20 protein-coding genes and 1 pseudogene are annotated in these 24,687 nt (G+C 60.8%); 8 read left to right on the forward strand and 13 right to left on the reverse strand.

What is annotated here, in order from left to right:
• Positions 1-41: 41 nt before the first annotated feature.
• The 5 genes from QZH45_RS00785 (at position 42) to QZH45_RS00805 (ending at position 3,823) form a co-directional block, all read left to right on the forward strand.
• Positions 42-395, forward strand: a complete 354-nt coding sequence (locus tag QZH45_RS00785) for a glutamine synthetase (RefSeq protein ID WP_237140497.1) — start codon at positions 42-44, stop codon at positions 393-395.
• 113 nt (positions 396-508) lie between these two features.
• Positions 509-1,405, forward strand: coding sequence for a GTP cyclohydrolase FolE2 (gene folE2 / locus QZH45_RS00790; RefSeq protein WP_024777823.1), 897 nt, complete (start codon positions 509-511; stop codon positions 1,403-1,405).
• Positions 1,402-2,070, forward strand: a complete 669-nt coding sequence (locus QZH45_RS00795; RefSeq protein ID WP_024777822.1) for a metal ABC transporter ATP-binding protein — start codon at positions 1,402-1,404, stop codon at positions 2,068-2,070. Before folE2 ends, QZH45_RS00795 begins: the two co-directional genes overlap by 4 nt.
• Entirely contained in the window at positions 2,070-2,936 is an 867-nt protein-coding gene (locus QZH45_RS00800) for a metal ABC transporter permease (RefSeq protein WP_055135081.1), read from the forward strand. Before QZH45_RS00795 ends, QZH45_RS00800 begins: the two co-directional genes overlap by 1 nt.
• A gap of 11 nt (positions 2,937-2,947) precedes the next feature.
• Complete coding sequence (locus tag QZH45_RS00805; RefSeq protein ID WP_053192119.1) at positions 2,948-3,823, forward strand: metal ABC transporter substrate-binding protein; 876 nt, start codon at positions 2,948-2,950, stop codon at positions 3,821-3,823.
• A gap of 24 nt (positions 3,824-3,847) precedes the next feature.
• Here QZH45_RS00805 and QZH45_RS00810 read toward each other — a convergent pair whose 3' ends face one another.
• Positions 3,848-4,369: a DUF3617 domain-containing protein gene (locus tag QZH45_RS00810; protein WP_024777819.1), complete on the reverse strand. Its 522-nt coding sequence runs from the start codon at positions 4,367-4,369 to the stop codon at positions 3,848-3,850.
• Between the two features lie 140 nt (positions 4,370-4,509).
• Between QZH45_RS00810 and cls the strand changes: the two genes are divergently transcribed.
• The gene (cls, locus tag QZH45_RS00815) at positions 4,510-5,949 is read left to right on the forward strand and encodes a cardiolipin synthase (protein WP_055135080.1); all 1,440 of its coding nucleotides are present in this window, start codon (positions 4,510-4,512) and stop codon (positions 5,947-5,949) included.
• Here cls and cfaB read toward each other — a convergent pair.
• The 9 genes from cfaB to QZH45_RS00860 all read right to left on the reverse strand — a co-directional run bounded on the left by cfaB (position 5,946) and on the right by QZH45_RS00860 (position 18,701).
• Positions 5,946-7,133: a C17 cyclopropane fatty acid synthase CfaB gene (cfaB, locus tag QZH45_RS00820; RefSeq protein WP_024777817.1), complete on the reverse strand. Its 1,188-nt coding sequence runs from the start codon at positions 7,131-7,133 to the stop codon at positions 5,946-5,948. The two genes, cls and cfaB, sit on opposite strands and share 4 nt — an antisense overlap.
• A gap of 172 nt (positions 7,134-7,305) precedes the next feature.
• Entirely contained in the window at positions 7,306-9,213 is a 1,908-nt protein-coding gene (locus tag QZH45_RS00825) for a heavy metal translocating P-type ATPase (RefSeq protein ID WP_053192015.1), read from the reverse strand.
• Positions 9,210-10,262 (reverse strand): protease modulator HflK, encoded by a 1,053-nt coding sequence (hflK, locus tag QZH45_RS00830; protein ID WP_024777815.1) that lies wholly within the window; start codon positions 10,260-10,262, stop codon positions 9,210-9,212. Before hflK (QZH45_RS00830) ends, QZH45_RS00825 begins: the two co-directional genes overlap by 4 nt.
• Positions 10,259-11,299: a protease modulator HflC gene (hflC, locus tag QZH45_RS00835; RefSeq protein WP_024777814.1), complete on the reverse strand. Its 1,041-nt coding sequence runs from the start codon at positions 11,297-11,299 to the stop codon at positions 10,259-10,261. Before hflC ends, hflK (QZH45_RS00830) begins: the two co-directional genes overlap by 4 nt.
• Positions 11,296-13,254: a protease modulator HflK gene (gene hflK, locus QZH45_RS00840; protein ID WP_055135079.1), complete on the reverse strand. Its 1,959-nt coding sequence runs from the start codon at positions 13,252-13,254 to the stop codon at positions 11,296-11,298. Before hflK (QZH45_RS00840) ends, hflC begins: the two co-directional genes overlap by 4 nt.
• Before the next feature lie 309 nt (positions 13,255-13,563).
• On the reverse strand, positions 13,564-15,726 hold the full coding sequence (locus QZH45_RS00845; protein ID WP_024777812.1) for a hypothetical protein: 2,163 nt from the start codon (positions 15,724-15,726) through the stop codon (positions 13,564-13,566).
• Entirely contained in the window at positions 15,713-16,906 is a 1,194-nt protein-coding gene (locus QZH45_RS00850) for a DUF3142 domain-containing protein (RefSeq protein WP_024777811.1), read from the reverse strand. Before QZH45_RS00850 ends, QZH45_RS00845 begins: the two co-directional genes overlap by 14 nt.
• Positions 16,907-17,052: 146 nt before the next feature.
• A complete protein-coding gene (locus QZH45_RS00855) occupies positions 17,053-17,673 on the reverse strand; it encodes a glutathione S-transferase family protein (RefSeq protein ID WP_024777810.1) in 621 nt (206 codons plus the stop codon).
• Between the two features lie 125 nt (positions 17,674-17,798).
• A complete protein-coding gene (locus QZH45_RS00860) occupies positions 17,799-18,701 on the reverse strand; it encodes a LysR family transcriptional regulator (protein WP_024777809.1) in 903 nt (300 codons plus the stop codon).
• Between the two features lie 188 nt (positions 18,702-18,889).
• On the opposite strand from QZH45_RS00860, the gene QZH45_RS00865 reads away from it, so the two are divergent.
• Positions 18,890-21,112: an LTA synthase family protein gene (locus tag QZH45_RS00865; protein ID WP_055135078.1), complete on the forward strand. Its 2,223-nt coding sequence runs from the start codon at positions 18,890-18,892 to the stop codon at positions 21,110-21,112.
• Positions 21,113-21,204: 92 nt separating this feature from the next.
• Here the strand turns inward: QZH45_RS00865 and QZH45_RS00870 are convergent, their stop codons facing one another.
• Complete coding sequence (locus QZH45_RS00870; RefSeq protein WP_024777807.1) at positions 21,205-21,948, reverse strand: HalD/BesD family halogenase; 744 nt, start codon at positions 21,946-21,948, stop codon at positions 21,205-21,207.
• Positions 21,949-22,037: 89 nt separating this feature from the next.
• Between QZH45_RS00870 and ftrA the strand changes: the two genes are divergently transcribed.
• Entirely contained in the window at positions 22,038-23,078 is a 1,041-nt protein-coding gene (gene ftrA, locus QZH45_RS00875; RefSeq protein ID WP_053192002.1) for a transcriptional regulator FtrA, read from the forward strand.
• Here ftrA and QZH45_RS00880 read toward each other — a convergent pair.
• A pseudogene (locus QZH45_RS00880) lies at positions 23,035-23,223 on the reverse strand (GDP-mannose pyrophosphatase); the annotation flags it as partial. The gene ftrA and the pseudogene QZH45_RS00880 sit on opposite strands and share 44 nt — an antisense overlap.
• A 12-nt stretch (positions 23,224-23,235) precedes the next feature.
• Positions 23,236-24,669, reverse strand: coding sequence for an FAD-binding oxidoreductase (locus tag QZH45_RS00885; protein WP_033034301.1), 1,434 nt, complete (start codon positions 24,667-24,669; stop codon positions 23,236-23,238).
• Between the last annotated feature and the right edge of the window lie 18 nt (positions 24,670-24,687).

The raw sequence follows: 24,687 nt of genomic DNA on the forward strand, positions 1-24,687 counted from the left end.
CACTGATGCGCATTATTTTGAAATTCGTATTCGCGTTCTGGATGCTGTCAGGCGCCCTGGAGGCGTCTGCCCATACCTCGCTATTGGCAAATTGCACGCGCAGCGCGAACTTGCTGGCTTGTTCCGATGGGCAAGGGAATGCCTATAGCGTCATGACGGCTGGGAACACGGTTTATTTGCGCGGTTTTGAGGTGAAGGGCAGCCGGCATTGGGCACAAACGACCAGTCGCTACGGTCAATTGACGTTCTTCACGGGCTTGGCCTCGGACGGTGAAGCCTGGGTTGGTTACAGTCGACGCGTCGGCTGGACCACCCTGAATCGCTTTTCCAGTTCAGGCGGTGCAGCCGGTAAATTTATCTGCGGACGCATAAATGGCTGCCAGGATTCACGCTGATGTTTCACGTGGAACGATCATAAGAACCGCATGAAACTCTGTTCATGAAAAAGATCTAGTCGAATTTATTGTTACACTATAACATTGGCTTGACCCTACGACGGATCTTGATCATGAATGCATTTGCGCTTCCGGACATTGCTGCCCAAGCTTCGCGCCAAGCCTTGCCTCTCGATTGGGTGGGGATGTGTGGCGTCGCCTTGCCTGTGTTGATCGAAGGACAACAACTGAGCGCTATCGCCGACCTTGGCGTCAGCCTCGACGATGTGGACGCTCGCGGTATTCATATGTCCCGCCTGTACCTGGCGTTGGAGATGCTCGAAAACTCGCCGCTTTCTCCTCCACTGCTGCAACGTGTCTTACTGCATTTCCTGAACAGCCATGAAGGCCTTTCCCAAGCCGCCTCCCTGACCCTTCACACCGAATTGTTGCTCAAACGCCCTGCCCTGGTCAGCCCGTTATCAGGCTGGAAGCGCTACCCGGTGAGTATCGAAGCGCACCTCAAACACGCTGTGTTCCACGTGGAACTGAACATCCAGATACCCTACTCATCCACCTGCCCATGCTCGGCGGCACTTGCCAGGCAGCTGATCCAGCAGCAGTTCGTGGATGATTTCGCGAATAAATCTTTGGAATATGCAGAGGTTCTGGCTTGGCTGGGTTCCTCAAAAGGGATCGTTGCTACGCCACACAGCCAACGCAGCATCGCGTCCCTGAACATTCGCTTGAGCGCGGGTACCAGCCAATTGCCGCTGCCGCGGATCATCAACCAGGCCGAAGCCGCCTTGGGCACCGCGGTACAAACCGCAGTCAAACGCGCCGACGAACAAGCATTCGCCCTCGCCAACGGTCAGAACCTGATGTTCTGCGAGGACGCCGCTCGACGATTGAGTCAGGCCTTGAGGCAGTCACCCGACGTCATGGCCCTCAATGTGCGCGTCGTTCACGCGGAAAGCCTGCATGCCCATGACGCCGTGGCGCAAAGCCGCTGGACACGGGAGGCAGCATGATCAGTTGCCAAGCCTTGCGTTGGGGCCCACCGGGGCGTCCGCTCACACCCGAGCTGTATGTTGAGCGCCCCGCAGGCAGCCTGACGGCTATCATCGGCGCCAACGGTTCGGGCAAAAGCAGCCTGTTGAAAGTCCTCGCGGGGTTGCAAAAGCCCCTCTCCGGAAAACTCACCCTGACGGTTCCACGTCGGGGCGGCGTCTCGTTCCTGCCGCAGCAGCAACACCTGGATCGACAATTTCCCATCAGCCTGCAAGAGCTGATAGCCGCAGGAGCTTGGGGTAGCCGACACACACCGGCCCAGCGAAGCCAGCGACTCGGAACGGCGCTGGAGAACTGGGCGTTGACTGGCCTGGAAAATCGCCCACTCATGGCGTTGTCTGGAGGCGAATTACAACGCGCTTTACTCGCTCGCCTGAGTCTGGCTGAAGCGCCGTTACTCTTACTCGATGAACCCCATGCGGCGCTCGATGAAGAGGGTCAGGCGTTGTTGTGGAAACACATTCACACCTGGCACGCCGAGGGCCGCACCCTCGTGGTTGTGTGTCATGACCTTGCCGCTGTACGCCAGCATATTCCCCACACATTGTCGGTCAGCCCCACAGGCTGCACGTTGGGTCGCAGCGTCGAAGTGATTACCCAACAACCTCATATGAAGGTGGCTTGATGCTCGCGGCCACTCATCTCTGGCAACCCTTTCAGGAATTCGTCTTCATGCGTCGGGCTTTGCTTGGCGGCCTGGTACTGGCCTGCAGCACAGCGCCGTTGGGGGTATTTCTGATCCTGCGCCGCATGAGCCTGATCGGCGATGCGGTGGCCCACGGCATTCTGCCCGGTGCCGCACTGGGCTTCTGGTTCGCCGGCTTGAGCCTGCCCGCCTTGACCTTGGGCGGCCTCGGCGCGGGCCTGGGCATGGCTGGACTCGCCGCTTGGGTGACCCGCCGAACCGGCCTGCGAGAAGATGCGAGCCTCGCGGCGATCTATCCCATTTCCCTCGCGGCCGGCGTGCTGATCCTCGGCGTCGCGGGCAAACGCCTGGATCTCCTGCACCTGTTATTCGGCTCGGCCCTGGCGGTGGACGGTCCGACGCTGACCGGCATGCTGTGGGTGTCGGCGGCCAGCTTGATTGCCATGGCGCTGATCTACCGCCCTTTATTACTCGACACGCTGGATCCGCTGTTCCTGCAAACCGTCAGCCGGCTCGGTCCGTTGGCCCACGGTGTGTTCCTGACTTTGGTGGTGCTGAACCTGGTGATTGGGTTCCAGGCCATTGGCGCTCTCATGGTGGTCGGCCTGATGATGTTGCCGGCCACCGCCTCGCGGTTCTGGAGTCGTCGCTTGCCACCCCTGATGGCCATCGCTGCGCTGCTCGGTTGCCTCTCGGTCTGGTTTGGCCTGTTGCTGTCCTTCTATTTCTCATTGCCCAGCGGCCCGGCCATCGTGCTGGTTGCGGGGATGTTTTATCTGCTCTCCGTGATAGTCGGTCCGGTACACGGTCTGCTGCACCGCCCGCCCCTGTTCACATCCCCATGAGGTGTTTCCCGATGCGCGCCCTGCTCGTGCTATTCAGTTTGATGCTGTCGATGTCCTTGTCCGCCGCCGAGAAACTTCAGGTGGTTACCAGTTTCAGCATTCTTGCCGACATGACCCGACAGGTCGGTGGCGAGCATATCCAGATTACCAACATGGTCGGACCAGACGCCGATGCGCACACTTACGAACCGACGCCGGACGATGCCAAGGCGCTGCTCGGTGCAAAATTGATCATCAAGAATGGGTTGGGCTTCGAGCCTTGGCTGGATCGCCTGGTCACCAGCACGGAAACCGGCGCGCCCGTCATCAGCGCCAGTCATGGCGTGATTCCGCGCTCGCTGGATGAAGACGGGGAGACCGTTCCCGACCCACACGCCTGGCACAACCTGGCGAATGCCGAGCTGTATGTGAACAACATTACCAAGGCATTGGAAGCCGCCGACCCCGCCAACAAAGCCGATTATGAGCGCAACAGCCAAGCGTACCTGAAGAAGATCTACGCGCTGCTCGCGGATGCCAAGGCCAAGCTCGGTTCCCTGCCGCCAGGCAACCGCAAGATCGTGACGTCTCATGATGCATTCGGTTATCTGGGTCAGGCCTATGGCATCGACTTCATAGCACCACAGGGACTGTCCACTGAACGCGAGCCGTCAGCCGCCGAAGTCGCAGCGCTGATTACCCAGATTCGTCAGGCGCACGTCAAAGCGGTGTTCATGGAGAACATCAAGGACGCACGCCTGCTCAAGCAGATCGCCGATGAGAGCGGCGCTCAGATCGGCGGCACGCTGTACTCCGATGCCCTCGCTGCCAGCGGACCAGCCAGTTCCTTCACCGGCCTGTTCGAATACAACCTCAACACGCTGTACGACGCGCTGTCCAAACCGTAACCGTCAGTTTCACCTGCACAATGGTCAAGCCCTCGGCTTGACCGTTCCGCAATCCTGCCCCAACCACACGGCCCGGGTATCGAGGCTGCCATTCTGCTGGATGCCAGTGGCATTGAAGGTACCGTTGACCTTGGTAGTAAATTCCCGATCGCTCTGGAATGTCGCGATACCATTGCCCTGGGCTTTCGGGCAACTGAAGCGAAACTTCCACTGATTGCCGGTGCGCTCGGTGATCTGCTGTTTGCATCCCGACTGCGGATCCTGCAACGGGATGTCATTGGTCTGGACCTGGGCCGGCGTCAGGCATACCCGGATCCCCTTCCCGCCCATGGTAATGCCTTGCTTTTCCAGCATCGCCCGTTGCTCCGGGGTGATCTGGTTCTGCAGCTGGCCGAGAATAAGTTGCAGGTCTGGCAGGTTCTGGTTATCGACTTTCATGTTGCTTGTAGTCAGTTCCCACAAACCAGGCTGAAGCATTTGCGCCTGAGCCGCCACAGGAACTGACAAGCCAACCGCCAAGGCCAAACTCAGCAGACGAACATTCATTGCAAGAACTCCAGAGGACAGGTGGCCGTTAGACGCCGCCCACGGGCTTCGGTTCAGGCTCGGCGACAGTGAATTAAATAGCGACATTCGCCATGGAACATGGTTTGTTAGGCATTGAAACTTCAGGAGCAAGGCTGCCCATGGATTATTTTGGACCGCATGTTTTCGGTTACCTGATTGCGTTGTTTCATACCCTGGGTTCCATCGCCGCGGTACACGCGGTGTTGACGGTGCGCACCGCCCAAGGCTCGATCGCCTGGGCCCTGTCATTGGTATTTATTCCGTACCTGACGTTGGTTCCCTATCTGGTGTTCGGTCGCAGCACCTTTGACGGCTACATCCAGGCACGCCGCCAAGCCAACGAAGAAATGCGCAAGGCGATGTCCGAGCTGAACTGGCGTCCATGGGTCGAAGAGGCCCTGACTGCCCGTGCATCCCAGGCCTACGCCTCGCTACGCGCCATGCCCAAGCTGGGCCGAACGCCCTGCCTGGCGAACAATGAAGTACGTCTACTCATCAACGGTCACGTCACGTTCGAAGCCGTTTTCCAGGCCATCGAGAACGCCAGGGAAGCGGTACTGATCCAGTTCTTCATCATTCATGACGACCGGTTGGGCCAGCGCCTGCAGGCGTTACTTTTGAAAAAAGCCGCCGAAGGGGTTGCGGTATATCTGTTGTATGACCGGATCGGCAGCCACGCCTTGCCCCATCACTATGTTCAGGCGTTGCGTGATGGGGGTGTCCATGTCAAAGCATTCGCAACCCGTAGCGGTTGGCTCAATCGTTTCCAGGTCAATTTTCGCAACCACCGCAAGATCGTCGCGGTGGACGGCGCGTTGGGGTTCGTCGGTGGACACAACGTGGGCGACGAATACATGGGGGAGATACCTCCATTGTCGCCGTGGCGCGACACCCACGTCGAGGTGCGCGGCCCCGTGGTGGCGAGCATGCAAGAGTCATTTGCCGAAGACTGGTTCTGGGCTGCCCGTTCGCTGCCGCCCCTGATCCTGCCAGACACCTACCCCGATGATGGCGTGCTCTGCCAATTGCTGGCCAGCGGGCCGGCCGATGCCCAGGAAACCTGTTCGCTTTTTTTCGTCGAAGCCATTCATGCGGCCAGCGAACGGGTCTGGATAACCACGCCCTACTTCATTCCTGACGAGTCGGTATTCGCTGCATTACGCCTGGCGGTGCTGCGCGGGGTAGACGTGCGTATCCTCCTGCCTTCACGACCGGACCATAAAGTCGTCTATGCCGCCTCCAGCCTGTATGCGTTCGAAGCGGTACGGGCCGGTGTACGGGTATTCCGTTTCGAGCCGGGGTTCTTGCATCAGAAGGTGGTATTGATCGACCGGGAAATCAGCGCCATCGGCAGCGCTAACCTGGACAACCGTTCGTTTCGGTTGAATTTCGAAGTGATGCTGCTGACGGTGGATATTCCGTTCGCTACCGAGGTGGAGCAGATGCTTGAAAAAGACTTCGCTCAAGCCCACGAGATCGCCAAGGAAGAAAGCCGGGAAACCCACCGATTGCAAAAAGTCGGCATGCGAATCGCCCGGCTCATTTCGCCAATACTCTAAGGCGTGTAGATATCGTCCCGAGTCCAGGGCAAATCATGGCTGCCATCGGCGTAGGCCTTCACGGCCAGAATTTGATGCAGGTTGATCCAGCCCTTGGCGAACGCATAAGCGCATCCAGCCAGGTACAGGCGCCAGATTCGCAACGCCTGCTCCGGCACTTCTTTCGATGCGGCCTCCAGATTGTCTTCGAGCCGTTCACTCCAGTGATCCAGCGTGCGCGCGTAGTGCAGGCGCAAGCTCTCCACATCGACAATCTCCAGCCCCGCCTCGCTGATCTGGGCCGAAATCATTGAAAGATGCGGCAACTCGCCATTGGGGAAAACGTACTTCTCGATGAAGTCCCCCGCGCCACGTCCTACCGGACGGCCATCGGTATGTTTGGCCGTGATGCCGTGATTCATCACCAGCCCACCCTCGCGGACCGCACCGAACAACGTCTTGCAGTATTGCTCCAGATTGGCGTGGCCGACGTGCTCGAACATGCCGACACTGACCACTTTGTCGAACCGGCCATCCTGCGGGAGGTCCCGGTAATCCAGCAACTGCAACTCCACCTGATCCTCCAGGCCCTCCGCTTGGACTCGCTCCCGGGCCAGGGCCAGCTGCGCTTTGCTCAGGGTGATACCGAACACCCTGACACCGAACTCCCGCGCCGCATAACGTGCCAACCCACCCCATCCGCAGCCGACATCCAGCAGGTATTCACCGGGCTGCAGGCGCAGCTTGCGGCACAGGTGACGGAACTTGGCTTGTTGGGCCTGTTCTAGGGTTTCGCTGCCCGTCTCGAAATAGGCACAGGAATAGGCCATGTCGCTGTCGAGCCACAGCTGATAAAACGCGTTGGAAAGGTCGTAGTGATAGGAAATCGCCTTGGCGTCGGCTTCCTTGTCATGGACTGAACGTACGGGCAGGCTATCACCCTCCTCGTCCACCAGCGCCTGACTCCATTCATCACAGACCCGTATCACTTCGCTGATCGAGCCTTCAAGCTCCAGCTTGCCTTCTACAAACGCCGCCCCAAGTGCGTCCAGGCTGGGATGGGTAAGTTTCGCGACCATTTGTGGGTCCTTGACCACAATCGTGACGCTGGGGTCGGCACCCAGCGTGAATTCATGGCCGTCCCAGAGCCGCAGCCGAAGCGACAGGTGGAGATTCTGTAAGGCCGGTGGAAGTTGCGCGAGCATGAAGTAACCCCCTTGTTTCAGACGTCTGAAATGAGGGTAGACCATCGTAGAAAAATAGCAGGCTATCCAATTTATAGCCTTTTTCTATCGTTGCCCGTATTCACTCCCTGAGCCGGTACTGCCAACTGTTACACCCTCTTCCACCATGGACTGCAAGTGCCGCGCGCAAGTTCTACCCCTGCTCCTGGACTTTCAGCAATGGCTCCTGAAAGCGTAGCAGCCTTCCGGCGTTACCTAACACCAACAAGGTGCTCAGGTTATGCAGCAGTGCGGCAATCATCGCCCCCGCCGCTCCAAGCCAACCGAACGCGGCAAAAGCGACAATCGCCAGCGTCCAGCCCAGGCCAATGATCACGTTGACCTGCAAGGTGTGCCGGCACTGGCGGCTGAGGCGTACGCAGGTGCCGAGTCGCCTCAGGTCGCTGCCGATAAGAACGATATCCGCCGATGCCAGGGCGATATCCGCGCCGCCGGCCCCCATGGCGACACCCACCACCCCGGCCTTGAGCGCCAGAGAGTCGTTGATGCCGTCACCGACGACCATGGGCCGGAAGCCATTGTCGATCTCCGTCATGACCCTCTTGAGTTTGTCCTCCGGTAGCGCCTGGGCCTGTACATCGGCGATGCCAACTTGCCGCGCCAACGTACTTGCCACACTCTGGCGGTCACCGGTCAGCAACAGTTGCCGCCCCAGGCCCAACGTCCGCAACTCGGCCATGGCGACCTGCGCTTCCGGCTTGACGCTATCGGCCAGCAGCAACCAGGCGAGGAACTCTCCATCCAGAGCCAGCCCGGCAATCGGGCCATCATGATCGGGCACCATTGAGGTTTCGATGCCTAGCTGAGCAAACAATTCAGGTCGGCCAAGGGCTGCTTCGCCCTGGCTGGTCATCGCCACAACGCCCAGGCCCTGTCGCTCGTGAATCTGCGCCAACGGCAGATACTCCTCCTGCTCCACCAGCCCTGCCAACGCCCGGCTGACCGGATGGCTGCTGGCGGAGCCGAGACTCGCGGCCAACGGCAACAGGAACGGCTGATCGCTCCCCGTGCTTTCGATGGATTGCAGGCGCAAAGAGCCGTAAGTCAACGTCCCGGTCTTGTCGACAACCAGTGACGTCAGGTCCGCCAGCTCCTCCAGGAAAGCCGAGCTACGGATCAGGATGCCATGGCGCGCCGCCACCGCGATTCCCGCAATGGCGGTCGCCGGCGCAGACAACACCAGAGCACAAGGACAGGCCGCCACCAACACCGCCAACATCGCCTGAGCATCGTTGGTAATGAACCAGGTCACCGCCGCGAGCAGTAACACCAACACCAGATAGCTGCCGGCATAGCGCTCCAGCAATCGTGTAATGGGGGGCTTGGAGCGTTCGGCGTTTTGCATCAGGGCGATGACTTTACCCAATGTCGACTCGTGCCCCGTACGGGTTACTTCCAGGCGCAGCAATCCATCGAGGTTGATCGCACCACCAAACACCTCAGTGCCTACGCCTGCTTCCAGCGGCACGGACTCACCCGTAATAGGTGCAGTGTCGAGACTCGCCTGACCGGACAGTACCCGGCCATCGGCCGGTACGCGATCACCGGCACGCACCTCCACCGTATCGCCGGGTTGCAACGTGGCGTTGTCGACTTCAATGATCGAGCCATCAGCCAACACCTTGCGACCCAGGCTGCGCGTCAGTTGTCCCAAGGCATGGATGGCTTCCTGGGAACCGATGACACTACGCTCCTCCAGCACATGGCCGAAAATCATGATGATCGGCAGCAGCGCAGCGGTCAGCAGATCCCCAGTAGCCCAGGCCCCCAGCATCGCCAAGGCGATCAGTTGATCGGTGATGCCGTGCAGGCTTGGATAACGCAGGCTGTACCATGCCGAACGCATCACCGGTACCGCGACCAATAGTGAAGCGAAACCCAACAGCAACTGGCTGACCCCGGTCTGCTCCGGCGACCAGAGGCGCCATACCAGACCCAGCGCGAGCAGACCGAGGGCAAGCATCGCCAGGGTCAACTGTCGGGCGGCCGTGCGTTGTTCGGCGTAAGACAACATCGGAACGGCGGCGGCTTGAGCGCTCATTGCTCAGCTCCCTGAATGATCAAACGGGAATCGTCTTTAGGGTCGACCGTGGTCACTGACCCGGCCTGGCGCAGAATGCCTGGGATGCGCTCGCGATAAAGGCGTAGCAGCATTTGTGGATCAGCATCTTTGGTCTTCGCCAGGCTGAGCACCGTGGCGGTGTCAGCCGAGGCTTTGGCGAGCCGTTCGCTTGCCTGGGCGTGAGCCACTTGCAGAGCACGGTCGGAATCCTGGCGAGCAGTCTGCGTCAGTTTCTCGGCTTCGGTGCGGGCATTGGCAACGGCTTTATCAGCCTGCTGACTGGCCGTCAACACCGCATTGAATGCGCCCACCGCAGGACCCGGCAGACTCGACTGGACGTCGACCCGTACCACCTCGATCCCGAGCCCCTGCCCCGTTGCCGCCAGATCGGCCAGCCGTCGGTTGATACCTTGCACGAGATCACCGCGCAGGCGTTCGCGGCGTTCGGCGGCCTGGTTGTCACTGCCAATCAGTTCGGGGCGAGCGACCAGAATCGTGTCCAGATCCCGAGCCGCTGTAAGGGTCACAGCGCTACGGGTGACGAGGCGGTCCAGTGCCGGGAGGACATGCTCGCCCTGCAAGACGAACGCATAGGGTTCAGTGACCTTATAGAACACCCGCACATCCAGTTGTACCACCCCGGCGTCACCGGTCAATAAATAGCCAGAGCCAGCCAGGGCATCACTGACCGGCGAGGCAAAACTGGCGACACGATCAGCCTGCAAGGCCGCATCCGAGCGCAGCAGGTTTTCCACTCGCCGCTCCAGGACCCGATCCGCAGCCGGCAGCAGGACTACTTGCTCCACGGGACGCGGCCATGCCAACAGAAGCCCGGCGTTCTGAATACGATCCAGCGCGCCAAAGCGCAAGACCACAGCCCGGTTTTGAGGGTCGATCTGCCGAACGTTGGAAAAGGCCCAGGCCAATGCCGCCAGGACCGTGACTGCGTAAAGCGCCAGAAATGCCACGCGTCCAGCCTGAACCCAGGGGCTGGATAACTCATTTGTTCCACGTGGAACCACACTCATGGTTGTGTTCCACCTTTGAGTTCCACGGACGGTGGTCCATCGACCAACACCCGGAATGGCGCTGCATCGGTGCGCAAGATCAACTTGGTAGCGGGGCTGACAATCGTGCCCAAGGTGTCCAGCGAGCGCAGCAGGTTATACAGCTGAGGCGAACCGGCGTAGGCCTTGCCATAGATTTCAGCGGCCTCGACCCGGGACTGAGCCTCGATATCGGCGGCTTTCACCGTGGCATCCGCCTGCACGATCCGCGCATCCCGTTCAGCGGCGGAACGAATTTGCGCCGCTTCGCGCTTACCAATGGCGGTGCGTTCGGTGGCGATGGTTTCCCGCTCGGCACGCATGCGATCCACCGTCGCGGTCAACGTCACCGAAGGCAAGGTCAGACGCTCGATGCCCACTTGCAGCACTCGCACGCCATAAGTGGCGAGCAACTGCTGTTCGATCTGCTGGCGCAGCTGCGCTTCGAAATCGTCAATGCGCACTTGGCTGGCGTCGGTGTTGACCAGATTCGCCAGGTCAAAACTGGCAGCCGTGGTTTCCAGGGCTGATCCCACGAACGTGCGAATCTGTCGGGCGGCCTCGTCCGGTTGGTTCTGCACCGCACGCATGAAACGCTGGACGTTGGCCGGATCACCCTGCACCTGCCACGCTACGTAGGCCTGAACAATGATGCGCAAGCCGTCACGGGTACCGACATCCTGCAGACCGCTGGAGGTCGTGCGCAGTCGCAAGTCCACCGGAATCGCTGCCTCGAACGGCGTCGGCCAGCGCCAACCCAGGCCAGGCTGCAAAAGTACCCGTGCCGGATTGCCAAAGCGGGTGATGACGGTCGCCTCCCCCGAGCGCACCTGGACCAGGCTCGCGGCCGCGACGGCAAAGGCGACCAGCAGCGCCGCCCAGCCCATTCGCCGCCAGGGAAATGGACCCGCTTCCTGCGGGTCGCCGTGATGATGGTGATGATGCCCATGATGGTGACCGGCATGGCCGTGGTCATGATGGGTATGATCGTGATGATCGTGGGAAGAAGACTGGCTCAATGGGCAGCTCCTGGCTGTACAAGGTTACGCGGCGATGCGGGATCGGCCGGAAGCGTGAAAGTGCGCAGATCGATGGTCGGCGCGTTGCCGCCGCCCAGACGGTGATCGAGAATCAGCAACCTGGAACTGCCAAGGCCCCGGCTCAGTTGGCTGAGGTACTGCTCCAGCACAAAGGCGTGGCCGGCCGTGGCGTATGCCTTGCGTTCGGCGCTGAAGCGCAAGTCGGCGGCCTGGGCAGTCGCGTTGATTTCTCGGGCGGTGGCCTGGGCTTGGTCGTGGGCAACACTGGCTTGCAGCTGTGCCTGATTGGTCTGCTCCGCCGCCGCACCACGTTCCCGGGCAATCAATGCCTGGGCACCGATCTGCGCCGCCTGCACACCGTGGTAGGCATTGGCCGCTCCCGCGGGTGGGTGGATCGCCTCGACGACAGTTGCCAGGATCTCCACGCCGCTGTTGAGCGCCTGCAAATCGTTCTGTACAGCCCGACCGATTTCATCGGCCAGGCTGACACGATCGGCCCCCAACAAACCGTCCAACGTACGCGAGGCAAACTCATGCACCAGGATGCGGCTGGCGGTGCTGCGAATCAGAGTAGGAATGTCGGCACTGTTGTAGGTCGCAGCCAGCGCCGCGGCATCGGTAAGGCCGATGCGATAGACAAAACGCACATCCATGTTGACGATCTGGAAGCTCTGCTGATCGGCACGACGGCTGGCAATCACCTGGGATTTATCGTTCACATGGCTGGCGTCCCACAAACGATTGGCAATCGCCGGTGCCGGTCCCTCCGCCGAGTCGGCCTCCGTGCTCACCCAGCTTTCGCCCACGCTGGTGGCCAGTTCATGGACGATACCGTTTTCGATGTTCAGCACCCGACCCAGCGGCCAGGGCAGACCGAACTGCAGGCCAGGACCGAACACCTCCACCGGCTTTCCAAAACGCTCATAGATGCCGCGCCCTTGCAGCGGCACTTCGTGCACGCCGGTGAGCAGCCAACCCACCAGCGATACCAGCGCCAGCACCGGCAAAAAAGCACGACGCATGTAGCTGAACGCCCAGATCTGGCGCAGGTCGATGCCGAAGCGGTTGTGCAGTTCATGCTGCAGGGCCAGCAAGGGCTGCGGTGGCCAGCGCAGCAGGTCAGCGATGACGCTGCGGCCAAGCAAGGTCGGCTCCAGGGACTCCCGGCGCGGGCTGAACAATGACAGCAGGGCCCGCAGCAATAGTTCCAGCGCCGCCAGCCCCGGCAACACTCCCATCAGCACCGCCAGGCGCACCGGCCAGATGGACGATTCACTAGCGAACAACAGGCACAGCGCGCCGAGCACCAACACGATAATCGCCAGGCGGGCCAGCTGCGCCAATGGCAATGCCTCCGGCCACTCGATAGAGGGTTGCTGGGCCAGTTGGCGTTCAAATACCAACAAGCCGAACGCCAACAACAATGAAAGCACTGCCCCCACACTGGCCGATGCGCCAAGCATGGCCGGCGGCAGCGCCAGATTCCAGGCTTGTTGCAGACTCAGCAGCGCCAACCCCGCCCAACCGGCCAGCCACAGAGTCGGCGCGCCGATCTGATTCAGCAGGCCGATCCAGCGCGCGCTGATGCGCTCCAGCAGTCGCTCATACCAGCCGGACGGCTCAACCGGGTCGTGCTCGACGACTGGGATAACCGCCGTCGGCAGCAATGCTCTGCTGCGCCATTGCGTCACCCACCAAGCGGATTGCAGACCGGCCCCCAGCACCAGCAGCGCGGCACTCTGACTCGCCAACAAAGCCGGCCACATCGATTGCGGCGAAAACAGCCCGACAAAGAAGCCGGACACCAACCCCGCACCCGCCAGGACGGCCAGCGCAAAAGCGATCCGCCGAATGCGTCGCCCTTGGGACTGTGCCTGCTGAAAGCGTGGCCGCTCGGCCACCAGTGCCCCCTCGACATCAAGATCGACTTGCATACCACCCCAGCACTTGTGGCGATCAAAAACCGGGCATGTGGACAGACACCACAGCCTTTTCGTTATATGGCGTTACCTTATAACCATAGCTGTGAAATTTCTGTTTTTAATTCTTCATGTTGGATGGCAAATCCGGTGAGATGAACAGGACCTTTGTGGCGAGGGGATTTATCCCCGCTGGGCTGCGAAGCAGCCCTTAAACCATTCAACACAATCTTTCTGGTAAACCGCGAGGTCAGGATCTAGGGGCTGCTGCGCAGCCCAGCGGGGATAAATCCCCTCGCCACCAGGTTTTCAAATGGGTCGAAGTCAGCCCGTCGACCTTTGCGCCTTGCGGCGACGCCGACTGATCAACCCCAACGCGCCCGCGACCAACAGCACCACGGCCCCGATCTGCAACCAACGCTTGTAGGGACGCAACGCGGAACGAATCGGGTCGAGGGCCTGGGTGACGTAGCGCTTATCAGCCGCACGGAAATCCGGCTCCTGGCACTGATGACCGAAATCCCCAGCCCAAGTCACATAAGGACCTTCTTTCACGTAACGCTGATACAGCGCGCTTTGCTCTTCCAGGCTCGAGTTGTACCCCACGGCCTTGCACAACACCGCCGCAAACGCCTGGCTGGTATGGGGCACATTGTCCGCCGCCTTGCTCGCCAGGGCGGTGGCGACAAAACGGTAATGAAAGCGCTCGTTCGGTTGCGCGGCGCTGGCCTGCTGACGTTGCACCTCCCCTTCGGCCACCAACGGCCCGACCTTCAGTTCAACCGGTTCCAGGCTGTAGTTGCCCCCCAGGGTCGCGTAGTCCGGCGCCATTTCGTAGCCGAGCAGCTCCATGCCCCATTCGCGCGCCATCCAGGATGCGTGGAAATACGCCTCAGCCCGGCGGGTCGGCCACCATTTAGACTCTGCCTCCTGGCGCAGTTGGCCATAGGCCCTGGCCTTGTTCTGCAGATCGGGGTTATCGAAGTAAGCCGGTGCTTCGTCATAGCGCCCTTCCCGCAGCAAGCGGCGGCCCAGCAGGTTACGCAGTTGCGCGGCTACCGGCAGTGGCACGTAGTTGTCGCGATCCTGCTGGCTCAATGGGGGTGGCGCCGGGACCTGGGCGTCGACGTACTGTTTCAACTCCTCGACGGTCAGTACCCGTTCGGCGACTGCAGCGGCGTCGTACCAATAGTTGCCCTGGCCACGGTAAAGCTGATCGAAGGCTTGCAAGTAGTCGCCCCGTTGCAGGGCCAGGATTGCGCTCTCGCCTTCGACCCGGCACTTGGGCTGCACTGTTTCGTAATCCCAATCCGGAGTGCGCCGATTGCCCCAGGATTCATCCTTCGGAAAAGCCTGGGCCGCCTTGGCATAGGCCGCAGCCGCCGCCGTCTTGTCACCGTCACGCACGGCCAGTTTGGCCCGCAGCCACCAGGCTAATCCACTGTCGCCGGCTTTATCCACAAAGGCTTTGGCGCTGGCGTAATCGCCGTGCTGATAGCTCACCGCCGCCAGCCGATCGGCATCATCCAGATTGCCATGACTGCTGGCTTGCAGCAGCTTGACCAGTCTTTTTTCACCGGATGGTTCCTCCCCATCCCACCAGTTGACGCGGCTGAGCAGGTAACTCGTCAATAACCGCTGCACGGCATCGACCTTAAGCAGCTCGCTCAGGCGATCATCCGGCTGGCCACTCAGGTCCGCCGCCAGGTACAGCAACGAGCTGTAACCGACCTCAGAGCCGTACAGTGACTGGGTCGCATACAGCTTGATAGCACTGTCCCAATCGTCAGCCGTATAGGCCACCCTGGCTTCTTCGCCGAGACTGGCGATACCCAGCTCCAGCGGATCGCTGAAACCGGCAACGCTCAGGTCACGGGCCTGACGAAACGCCGCTCGGGCCTGATCCCGCAATGCCGCCGGATCTTCATTGCCCGCCTCGGTACTCACGGCAAACAAGGCCCGCCCCAGGGAATAGGCCGCCCAGGTACTGCGCAACGGGCGCTGGTCCGCCGGCAATGCCAGCAATTCCTGGAACGTCTGGGCAGCCCTCTGGTTTTCACCAGCACCAAAGGCGGCCGCGCCGATGGCGTACAACCGTAGCTCAGCCGGCAGGTTCGCCGCTTGCACAGCGACCTCATCGACGTCAGTCAGCGCCCGCAACCGCTCCACCAACGCTTGCTGCGGCGGAGTCAGGCCAATGCGTTCAGCCTCGCTGCGCTGCGCCACGTAAGCAGACAAATCGTCGTAGTTGTAATCCGGGTTGCGCGTCGCCTCGCTGGCCGGCTTGAGTGCGGCGATGGCGTGGCCAAGACGCTTGATCTCGAAGCGAAAGCTGCCTTCGGGTAATTCGGCCAGGGACTGGGCGCGGTTGTCCAGCAAGCGCATCGGGAACTCCGGACCACAGGCCAAAGCCTGGCCGAACGGCAAACCGAGGCTCATACAGAACACCGGGCAGAGCAAACGACGAGGCCACTCACGGGTAAACATTGAAAGCTCCTTGTTCAATTTTCGTACAACGCGCCCACCCTATCGCCCGTTGGGCACCGGCGGCTAGGCGACCTTCCTGAATGCGGGTGAAGGTAAGCAGTCCGGGAGTTTGTTGCAATGAATACCCAGCCAAGGCATCGAGCCCGTCACATGCGCCGACGGCAAGCGTCACGCGTTGAGGCCAGGGGCTGTCGAGATTGCCTCGATTGACCAGCCGGATATCGTACAAACCGTCTTTTTCCTCCAGCGTCAGGGCCAGGCGGCTGTCCAGCTTGTCTCCCCTGGCCACTGCACCCAGTGTGGTCAGACTCCAGACACGACGGTCACCTGCCAGCGGCAGTCGAAACCAGATCAACCCAGCCAGGTGCTTCGGCGGCTCGGCGCGCAGATCCGCGGCGAGCCCGGCCACTTGCTGCGGGTTTGCCAACAGTTCCAGACGCTCGCCTCCCCTGTCGATCGGCACTTCGCTTTCAACCACCGGCGTGCCGCTCTCCTGGGTCAACAACGCCACACCATAAGCTGGCAGGGCCAGGTAAAACGGCCGCCGGGTGACCTTGCTCCAGCGCTCGGCCCAGTGCCGTGCCTGTTTCGGATCGAACAGCCCTTGCCACGGGTTGCTCACCGCATGGACCTGCAACACGCTGCTGTCTACGGTTTCGAGCAGCCCGGGCAGCGCGGGGCTGTCAAGCCAGGCTGGCAAGGCCGTGATACTCAGCCGCAACGTGGACGGCAAGGTTTGGCGCAACTGGGTCAGGAATGCCCTATAGGCCGGCAACCGTGCGTTACCGGCGTCATGGTCGATCTCCACGCCCACCGGTGTCAGACCCTGGGCTTGCCAGTCGCTCAGCACTTGCTGGATCTGTGCGATGACCTCGTCCCGATCCAGTGTTCCGAGCTGGCCATCCAGGCGGATCACCGCGATCAGCGGCCGGCCATCGGCCTTGAGCAAGGCCGGATTGATCTGCGCACGGCTCCAACCCGCACGGGGAAAAGCCTGCAAGGCCAGCACCCGCAAGCTCGAGAAGTCCTGCTGACTCTGGCGCAGCGCCGCTTCGTGGGCCGAGGTCCACTGGCGTTGCCAGATATAGAGTTGTTGATCGAGAGGTGCAGCAGGCGGTTGCTCGCAACCCTGTAGCAGCAGCGCGACGAGTACCAGCGATGTCCGGAAAAGAAAAGTCATGAACCTTCATCACCCGCTGAAACCCGGCAGATTACCGCGTCTTGCTCCGGACGGGCATAGGCCAGGTCAGTGGGCCGAAGTTTTCATGTATCACCACAAGGTCAGGGCCGCCGCATTGTCGAACGGCCCTTTCCCCGCGCTACAGGCTACTTCTGCAAACCGGCAACCGTACGCGGCATGCCCACGAACCCGGGCAGTGCTTCAATCCGCGCCAACCACTCGCGGACATGGACGTAGTCGTCCAGCGACACGTTGCCCTCCGGCGCATGGGCGATGTAGGAGTAGCCGGCGACATCGGCGATGGTGGGAGCATCACCCGCCAACCAAGTGCTGCTACTCAAATGTTGATCGATGACTTTCAACAGACTGTGGGACCGCGCAATCACATCCTCGGCGTTATATGGCGCGCCGAACACCGTAATCAGACGCGCCGTGGCGGGCCCGGAATGGATTGGCCCGGCAGCCACCGACAACCAGCGTTGCACCCGGGCGGCCCCCTCCGGGTCGCTCGGAAGCCAGCGGCCCCGGCCATACTTCTGCGCCAGATACACCAGAATGGCGTTGGAGTCGGCCAGTACCACACCGTCATCGTCGATCACCGGTACCTGTCCAAATGGGTTGATGGCCAGGAAATCCGCCTGTTTGTGTGCCCCCTTGGCCAGATCGACGAAAACCACCTCGACCGGCAGTTCGAGCAGAGAAAGCATCAGTTGAACGCGGTGGGCATGTCCGGAAAGCGGGAAGTGATAAAGCTTGATGGGGTTCATGGTCAACTCCGCTGGAAATGACGCCGTCAGCAGAACGGCATCGATGGCGTCATCTTCCCCCTCAGTTAAAAACTAGAGAATCACCCGCAAACGCAATCCATTATTTCCTCCAGCGAAACAATACATCAGCCACTCAAGGCCGGGTGCCTACGCAGGGCGCTCACCGTGAAATCGACAAAACTGCGAACCCGAGCTGGCGCATTGCGTCCACCCTGGTACAGCACGTGAATCGGCAGGGGTGGCAGCTCGAAATCGGCCAGGACGATTTCCAGGCCCCCGCTAGCGATCTCACCTGCCACTTGATAAGACAGCACACGCGTCATTCCCAGGCCCTGGCTGGCGGCGGTTATGGCGGCCTGATTGGCGGTGACCATCAGCCGAGGCACCGGCCGGACCGCCAACGTTTGCCCAGCATCGACAAAGGTCCAGCTTCTGACCTGGCCTATGGCCGAAGAAGCCACTACTGGCAGTCGTTCCAGGTCTTGCGGATGCCGGGGCCGGCCATGCCGAGCGAAAAACTCAGGAGAGCCGCAGACGACCAGCCGCACTTCACCGACGCGGACGGCGTGCTGGTTGCTGTCGGGCAACTCGCCGATGCGTACGGCAACGTCCATGCCCTCCTCGACCATGCTGACATTGCGATCCAGCAGCAAAGCATTGATAACGACTTCCGGATACTGTTGCAGGTACTCCACCAATATGGGCGTCACGAACAATTGTCCGAACAACACCGGCGCAGTAATCGTCAACTGCCCCCTGGGCTGGGCATGGCTGCCGGCCGCCGAATCCTCGGCTTCCTGTAGATCGCCCAGGATTCGCCGGCTGTCCTCCAGAAAGCGCTGACCGGCTTCACTCAGGTAAACGTTGCGGGTGGTGCGAACCAGCAAAGGCGTGCCGATGCGTTGCTCCAACGCAGCCACCGCGCGGGTCACGCTGGCCGCCGACAGGCCAAGACGCCGCGACGCCGCCGAAAAACCGGACTCCTGTGCAACAGCAATGAACACCTGCATTTCCTGAAACCTGTCCATCCATCCCCCGATGAAAAATCCTGATACAAGTTTGCCAGACACCGCAAAGCCATGCTGCACGGCCATTGTAGGGCCTGAGCAAACCGACCGCAGCGTGACGAGACGGTTGCAGCTGACCAGGCTTGTTACCATCGCGCCCATCATTACCGTTTGATGACTGATAAACAGCACCGTACAAGGCCTGTTTCGTGAACATTTTTTACCGCGGACTCTCTTCTCCCTTCGCTCCTTTGATCACCTTGGCCGGTCTGGTCCTGGTCGTTCCTCTCGCCCTGCGTCTGGCACTGGGTTGGTCCGATCCGTTAGGCTACCTGTCCGACGTGGGCGTTGGTGGGCTGCTGCTCGCGCTGCTCTACCGTCGCCCCCTCTGGCTGAGCTTGCCTGTGCTGCTGGCCTGGACCGCACTGACGCTGACCAACATCGAACTGGTCAGCGCCGTCGGACGCATGCCCAATCCCTCGGACCTGCACTACCTGACCGATCCGCAATTCGTCGAAAATTCCAGCAGCGGCGGCTTCGCCCATCCCTGGTTGGCCGCGCTGCAACTGACAGCGCTGGCGCTCTGGCTGATGGTCCTGCGGCCCGGCCGCTCACGCCGTGCACCATCCTTGCCACGCCACGCGTGGGCATTGCCTGCGCTGCTCCTGCTGATCCATAGCACCGTACAATCCTGGCACCCCACCGAGGCGGACCAGTGGAATGTGTTCAATCTACCCCATCAACTCGCCACAGCAGCGGTCTCTACCGGGCAAGATCAAATCAACGACTGGCTTGAGAGCGATGCAGGTATCCCACTCCCGCCAATGGAAGGCCTGACCCGGCTGGACCTCGATGGGCAGAAGCTGCTGGCCGCACCAGGCCAGGCGCGCAACGTGCTGGTCATCACCCTGGAAGGCATTCCCGGTGCCTATCTAGGTGCGAACCGTCAGGCTCTGAACAGTCGTTATCAGGAAAACCCCATGCCACGCCTCAGTGCCTGGGCCGAGCGAGGCATGAACACGCCCGATTATGTCCTGCATAGCCACCAGACCATCCGCGGCCTTTACGCAATGCTATGTGGCGACTACGACAAGCTCGACGACGGCACGCCCAAGGGCGTCGAAATGCTCAACCAGACCCGGCGCAACCAGGCCTGCCTGCCGGCCCAGTTGCGCCAGCATGGCTTTGCCACGCATTTCCTGCAGGGTGCGGGCCTGCGGTTCATGGCCAAGGACAGGATCATGCCCCACATCGGCTTCGACACAACCCTGGGCATGGAGTGGTTCACCCGACCCGCTTACCTGGAGTTTCCCTGGGGCAAGGACGACAAGACGTTCTTCGAAGGCGCGCTGGACTATGTCGGGCAACTGCAACAAACCGACAAGCCCTGGATGCTCACCCTGCTGACCGTGGGTACGCACCAGCCCTACTCCGCACCGGATGACTACCTGCAGCGCTATGACACCGCCAAACAGGCCGCCGTGGGTTACCTGGATGATGCGCTGGATAACTTCCTCATCGGCCTGGAACGCCAGGGCATCCTGAAAAATACTTTGGTGGTGATCACCTCGGACGAGTCCCATGGCATCGACGATGTACGCCTGGCGTCATCCTGGGGGTTCAACCTGACGCTGGCGCCGGAACCCTTGCCTCGCATCAAGCCAGGGACCTATGGCCATGTGGACCTGACCGCCTCGATCCTCGACTACTTCGGTTTCCCGGTGCCCGCGTCATTGTCCGGCCGCTCGATGTTCAGGGACTACGCAACGGGTCGGGAAATCATGTCGTTCACCAATGGCATGCTGCGCTACCACGACGGCAAGGGCACGTTCACCGAATGCGATTTCCTGCAGCGTTGCCGCTATTACGCCAGCGAAGGTTTCATCGCGGACCGGGCGACCTATGGCGGGCACTACAGCGGCCATCGGGCCAGGTTGATCAGCGCCCGGGCAACGGCCCTTGACCAGACCCTGCTGCGCACCCCCCTGAACCAGCATTATCAGTTCGGCAGCACCGAGAAAATTCCACTCCCAGCCCAGGTGTCCAACGACTGGACCGACAACCTGATCGGCGCCCAATACCTGGAAATGCCCAAGGGTTCACAGACCCGCGTCAGCCTGAGCATCCGTGCCATCGGCGCGGACCATACGGCCTACATTTCCCTCAAGGCCAAGGAGTTCGAACGTGATGTGTCCATGGAACTGCCAACGGATGTGGCGGTGACGCCTGAACAACCCCTGCTGATGAACATCCGTTTCGACAACCCACAGGCACGCAAGGCGTTTTCCTTCCATTTACTGGGCCATGGGACGGGTGCGATCGAGATCAGCGACTTCAGCGTCGTGACCGAGCTGCCGGACCAGGCGGACCAGGCGGACCAACCCGAATACCTGGACGATATGCAGGACAACAGCCAACTCCAGCCCAGTTGACCAAAAACGCCCAGCCATTGCAGACGGCTGCGCGTTTCACTATCCGGGGCCAGGCCTGGTCACTCGCGGCGCTAACCGCTGCGTTTCAATACTTATCCACAGAACATCGCTTCGCCGGCCGCAGCCACCAGCCAACTGGTACTGAGAATGATGCGCGTGGCGTTTCGCTGAATTGGCACCAGATGATGCAGCGTGGTACCGGACTTGAGGAAATACACATCACCCCTGAGGTGGTGACAGGCCTTGCCGGGGTTGCCCAGGCTGTATTCCCAGACGTGCAAGTCATCCTTGTTCCCATTACTGTAGGGCACGCATTGCAATACATCGCCGCCCTCCGGGCCTTCAGGAGCCTCAATGATCCAGACCAGGGTGTAAGGGTAATCACCCCAATGCCAATCATGGGTATCATCTGGATGATTCAGCCTGCTGATCAGGTACTGTCCGCTGTCCGGGCAAGACGCCAGTTCTTCGTCTGCGATGCAGCTGAGGAAGTGGCGTAGCGACTCTGAGTGATAGAGCGCCGGAACCACGGCTGCGCCCTCGGCGATCTGCGCTTGAGGGATCATATGAACCTTGCGGTGGGGATCATGGATAAACAGGACCGTCGCCTCGTGTCCTGCCGAATACTCATCGAGCAACCCATGCACTTCGGTATGAAGCTCTTCCCACATCTCGCCAGGTAGAAATGAAAAGTCCTTGAAGTGAAAATAGCCATCTTGATGAAACGCGTTACGGACCTGTTTCATCCGGATTTCATTGTCCAGGAAATCCCGGAAGTGCTTGGAAAGTTGCTGTTCCACATCCGCCAAGTCCAGACCTGCTATTCGATTACTCATTCACTGCTCCATCTCATGGTCCGATTGTAGGACGAGAGAACTGTTCGCTACAGTGCAGCAGACGACAACAAACGGTAGTTTTTCGCCAAATGCATAACCATCCAGGAACAGTGGCAATTCTCGTCTACGAGGGCCTTTGCGTATTCGAATTCGGAATTGCGCTGGAGATATTCGGCCTGCCTCGTCCGGAGCTGGACATTGCCTGGTACGCCCATCGCCTCGTTGCTGTCGATCCGGTCCCCATGCGGGCACTGGGAGGCATTCAGATCTCGGTCGACGTCGGGCTGGAGGAGCTGGAAAACGCCGACACCATCGTCATTCCAGGATGGCGCAGTTATCGCGAACCGCCCCCGCAAGCGCTGCTGAACGCCCTCAAAAGTGCCCATGCCCGGGGCGCTCGCTTGCTGTCGATATGCTCCGGTGTATTCGTGCTCGCTGCCACGGGACTGCTCGACGGTGAAACGGTGACCACCCACTGGCAGTTTTCCGATGAGCTTGCCGAACGCTTCCCTCTGATCAACGTGGATCCGAATGTGCTTTATGTCGATTCGGGACAGATCATTACCTCAGCCGGCAGTGCAGCCGGCATCGACGCCTGCCTGCACCTGATCGCCCGGGATTTCGGTACTCATGTCGCCAACTCGGTAGCCCGTCGCCTGGTCATGGCGCCACAGAGAACCGGTGGCCAGTCGCAATTCATTGTCGCACCCGTGTGCACGTCGCCGCGCAACGAACTGAGCCAGGTCTTGCAGTGGAGCCGCGAACATCTGCACCAATCCCTGAGCGTGTCCGACATGGCAGCTCGCGTGGCCATGAGCGAGCGCACCTTCCTGCGTCGTTTCATCGAAACCACTGGCCTATCACCAAAGGCCTGGCTGCAACAGGAACGACTGAATCGGGCCAGGGAGTTGCTGGAAACCACCAATCAGAGCGCGACCAGCATTGCGCAGGCCTGTGGTTATCGCTCGGTGGAAAGTTTCCGGGCGGCGTTCAGGAACGCCGTCGGCTTGCCGCCCTCGGCCTATCGTGAAAGGTTTGGCAGCCCCAAGGTCGGCCGGCAAGCATCCCGGGTTACCGTTGCTGAAACTAATCCAGTAACCAATGCAATTTGGCGTACTGCAACAGCATGATGATCTTGCCGTCGCAGATGTCCCCGCTCTCGATCATGCCCAGGGCCTGGTCGAACGGCAGCTCCAACACCTCGATTTCCTCGCCCTCATCTTCCAGCCCGCCGCCGGCGTGTCGTTTGTCTTAGTCGAAATATTCGCCGACGAAAGCCCGGCGCGGTCACTCCAGTACAGTGGCGAAGACCTTGCCGGGGTTCATTAACCCGGCGGGGTCCAGCGTGCGTTTGATGGCCCGCATCAATTCGATCTCCAAGGGGTCCTTGAAGCGAACTGCCGCCTCAGGCTTGGCTTGCCCCAAGCCATGCTCGGCGCTGATGCTGCCGTTGAAGGCGCTCGTCATCCGGTAGATGACTTGCATGATCGCGTGTTCATGAGTCCTGAACGAGGCGTCCGTGTCTGCGAGCGGTTTGCTGATGTTGTAGTGCAGGTTGCCATCGCCCACGTGGCCGTAGGAAACGATGCGCACGCCGGGGAAGTCCTGTTGCAGGGCCTTGTCGGTGCACTCGATGAATTCCGGTATCCGGCTCACGGGCACGCTGATGTCATGCTTGAGGCTGGGGCCTTCATGATTCTGAGCCTCGGAAATGCCTTCGCGCAGCGCCCAGAGCGCCGCAGCTTGTGCCTGATTGCCGGCCAGTACCGCATCGATGACCCAACCGCATTCCAAGGCGCTGGCAAGGCCGTTTTCAAGCAGCAGCGCCAATGGCGCATCGGGCACGGTGTCTCGCAATTCAATCAAGGCGTACCAGGGGTGCTTCGTTGCCAGCGGGTCGCTGCAGCCAGCCACGTGGTCCAGGACAAAATCCAGGCTTTGGCGCGACATCATCTCGAAGCCCGTCAGGCGGTCGGCACACAAGCCGCGAATATGGCCGATCAAGTCCACCGCCGCCTGCGGCGAAGGTAGCGCGACCCAGGCGGTCGCCGTGCTATGGGTCGCCGGAAACAGTTTGAGCACCGCCGCCGTGATGATACCGAGCGTGCCCTCCGAGCCGATGAACAAGTGCTTGAGATCGTAACCGGTGTTGTCTTTGCGCAATCCCCGCAACCCGTTCCAGACGCGGCCGTCAGGCAGGACCACTTCCAGTCCGAGAGTCAACTCACGCATGTTGCCGTAACGCAGCACCGCCGTGCCGCCGGCATTCGTCGCCAGGTTGCCGCCCACCGTGCAACTGCCCTCCGCTCCCAGCGAAAGCGGAAACAGGCGACCGGCCTGGCTCGCGGCATCCTGCAATTGTTGCAGTATCACGCCGGCCTCGACCGTGATGGTTTCGTTAGCCAGATCGATTTCACGGATACGTTTCATCCGGGTCAAGGACAACACCAATTGGCTGCCAGAGGCGTCAGGGATCGAGCCGCCACACAAGCCAGTGTTGCCGCCTTGCGGCACCAAGGCAACCTGGGCGTCATGACAGATTCGTACAACCTCGGCCACTTCTTCGGTCGACGCCGGACGTATCACCAAGGCTGCCTGGCCTTGATAGGCGTTACGCCAATCCGTCAGATAGCCCTGCATCAGCTCAGGGTCGCACACCAATCCTGCTTGCCCGACCACTCGCTCGATGCGTTGCAGCACCTCATCACTCAACGCTGGCATCTTCCGTCCTCGACCGGT

The sequence above is a fragment of the Pseudomonas corrugata genome (assembly GCF_050920615.1).
GTDB lineage: Bacteria > Pseudomonadota > Gammaproteobacteria > Pseudomonadales > Pseudomonadaceae > Aquipseudomonas > Aquipseudomonas corrugata.

Bases quoted from the DNA above. Each gene is read 5' to 3' on its own strand.
- cfaB (WP_024777817.1), bottom strand. From the start codon at position 7,133: ATGCTCGCGCAACTTCCACCGGCCTTACAGAATCTCCACCTGTCGCTT.
- QZH45_RS00885 (WP_033034301.1), bottom strand. From the start codon at position 24,669: ATGCCAGCGTTGAGTGATGAGGTGCTGCAACGCATCGAGCGAGTGGTC.
- QZH45_RS00800 (WP_055135081.1), top strand. From the start codon at position 2,070: ATGCTCGCGGCCACTCATCTCTGGCAACCCTTTCAGGAATTCGTCTTC.
- QZH45_RS00845 (WP_024777812.1), bottom strand. From the start codon at position 15,726: ATGTTTACCCGTGAGTGGCCTCGTCGTTTGCTCTGCCCGGTGTTCTGT.
- QZH45_RS00825 (WP_053192015.1), bottom strand. From the start codon at position 9,213: ATGAGCGCTCAAGCCGCCGCCGTTCCGATGTTGTCTTACGCCGAACAA.
- folE2 (WP_024777823.1), top strand. From the start codon at position 509: ATGAATGCATTTGCGCTTCCGGACATTGCTGCCCAAGCTTCGCGCCAA.
- QZH45_RS00860 (WP_024777809.1), bottom strand. From the start codon at position 18,701: ATGGACAGGTTTCAGGAAATGCAGGTGTTCATTGCTGTTGCACAGGAG.
- QZH45_RS00870 (WP_024777807.1), bottom strand. From the start codon at position 21,948: ATGAGTAATCGAATAGCAGGTCTGGACTTGGCGGATGTGGAACAGCAA.
- QZH45_RS00795 (WP_024777822.1), top strand. From the start codon at position 1,402: ATGATCAGTTGCCAAGCCTTGCGTTGGGGCCCACCGGGGCGTCCGCTC.
- cls (WP_055135080.1), top strand. From the start codon at position 4,510: ATGGATTATTTTGGACCGCATGTTTTCGGTTACCTGATTGCGTTGTTT.
- QZH45_RS00785 (WP_237140497.1), top strand. From the start codon at position 42: ATGCTGTCAGGCGCCCTGGAGGCGTCTGCCCATACCTCGCTATTGGCA.
- ftrA (WP_053192002.1), top strand. From the start codon at position 22,038: ATGCATAACCATCCAGGAACAGTGGCAATTCTCGTCTACGAGGGCCTT.
- QZH45_RS00855 (WP_024777810.1), bottom strand. From the start codon at position 17,673: ATGAACCCCATCAAGCTTTATCACTTCCCGCTTTCCGGACATGCCCAC.
- QZH45_RS00810 (WP_024777819.1), bottom strand. From the start codon at position 4,369: ATGAATGTTCGTCTGCTGAGTTTGGCCTTGGCGGTTGGCTTGTCAGTT.
- QZH45_RS00805 (WP_053192119.1), top strand. From the start codon at position 2,948: ATGCGCGCCCTGCTCGTGCTATTCAGTTTGATGCTGTCGATGTCCTTG.
- QZH45_RS00850 (WP_024777811.1), bottom strand. From the start codon at position 16,906: ATGACTTTTCTTTTCCGGACATCGCTGGTACTCGTCGCGCTGCTGCTA.
- hflK (WP_055135079.1), bottom strand. From the start codon at position 13,254: ATGCAAGTCGATCTTGATGTCGAGGGGGCACTGGTGGCCGAGCGGCCA.
- hflK (WP_024777815.1), bottom strand. From the start codon at position 10,262: ATGAGTGTGGTTCCACGTGGAACAAATGAGTTATCCAGCCCCTGGGTT.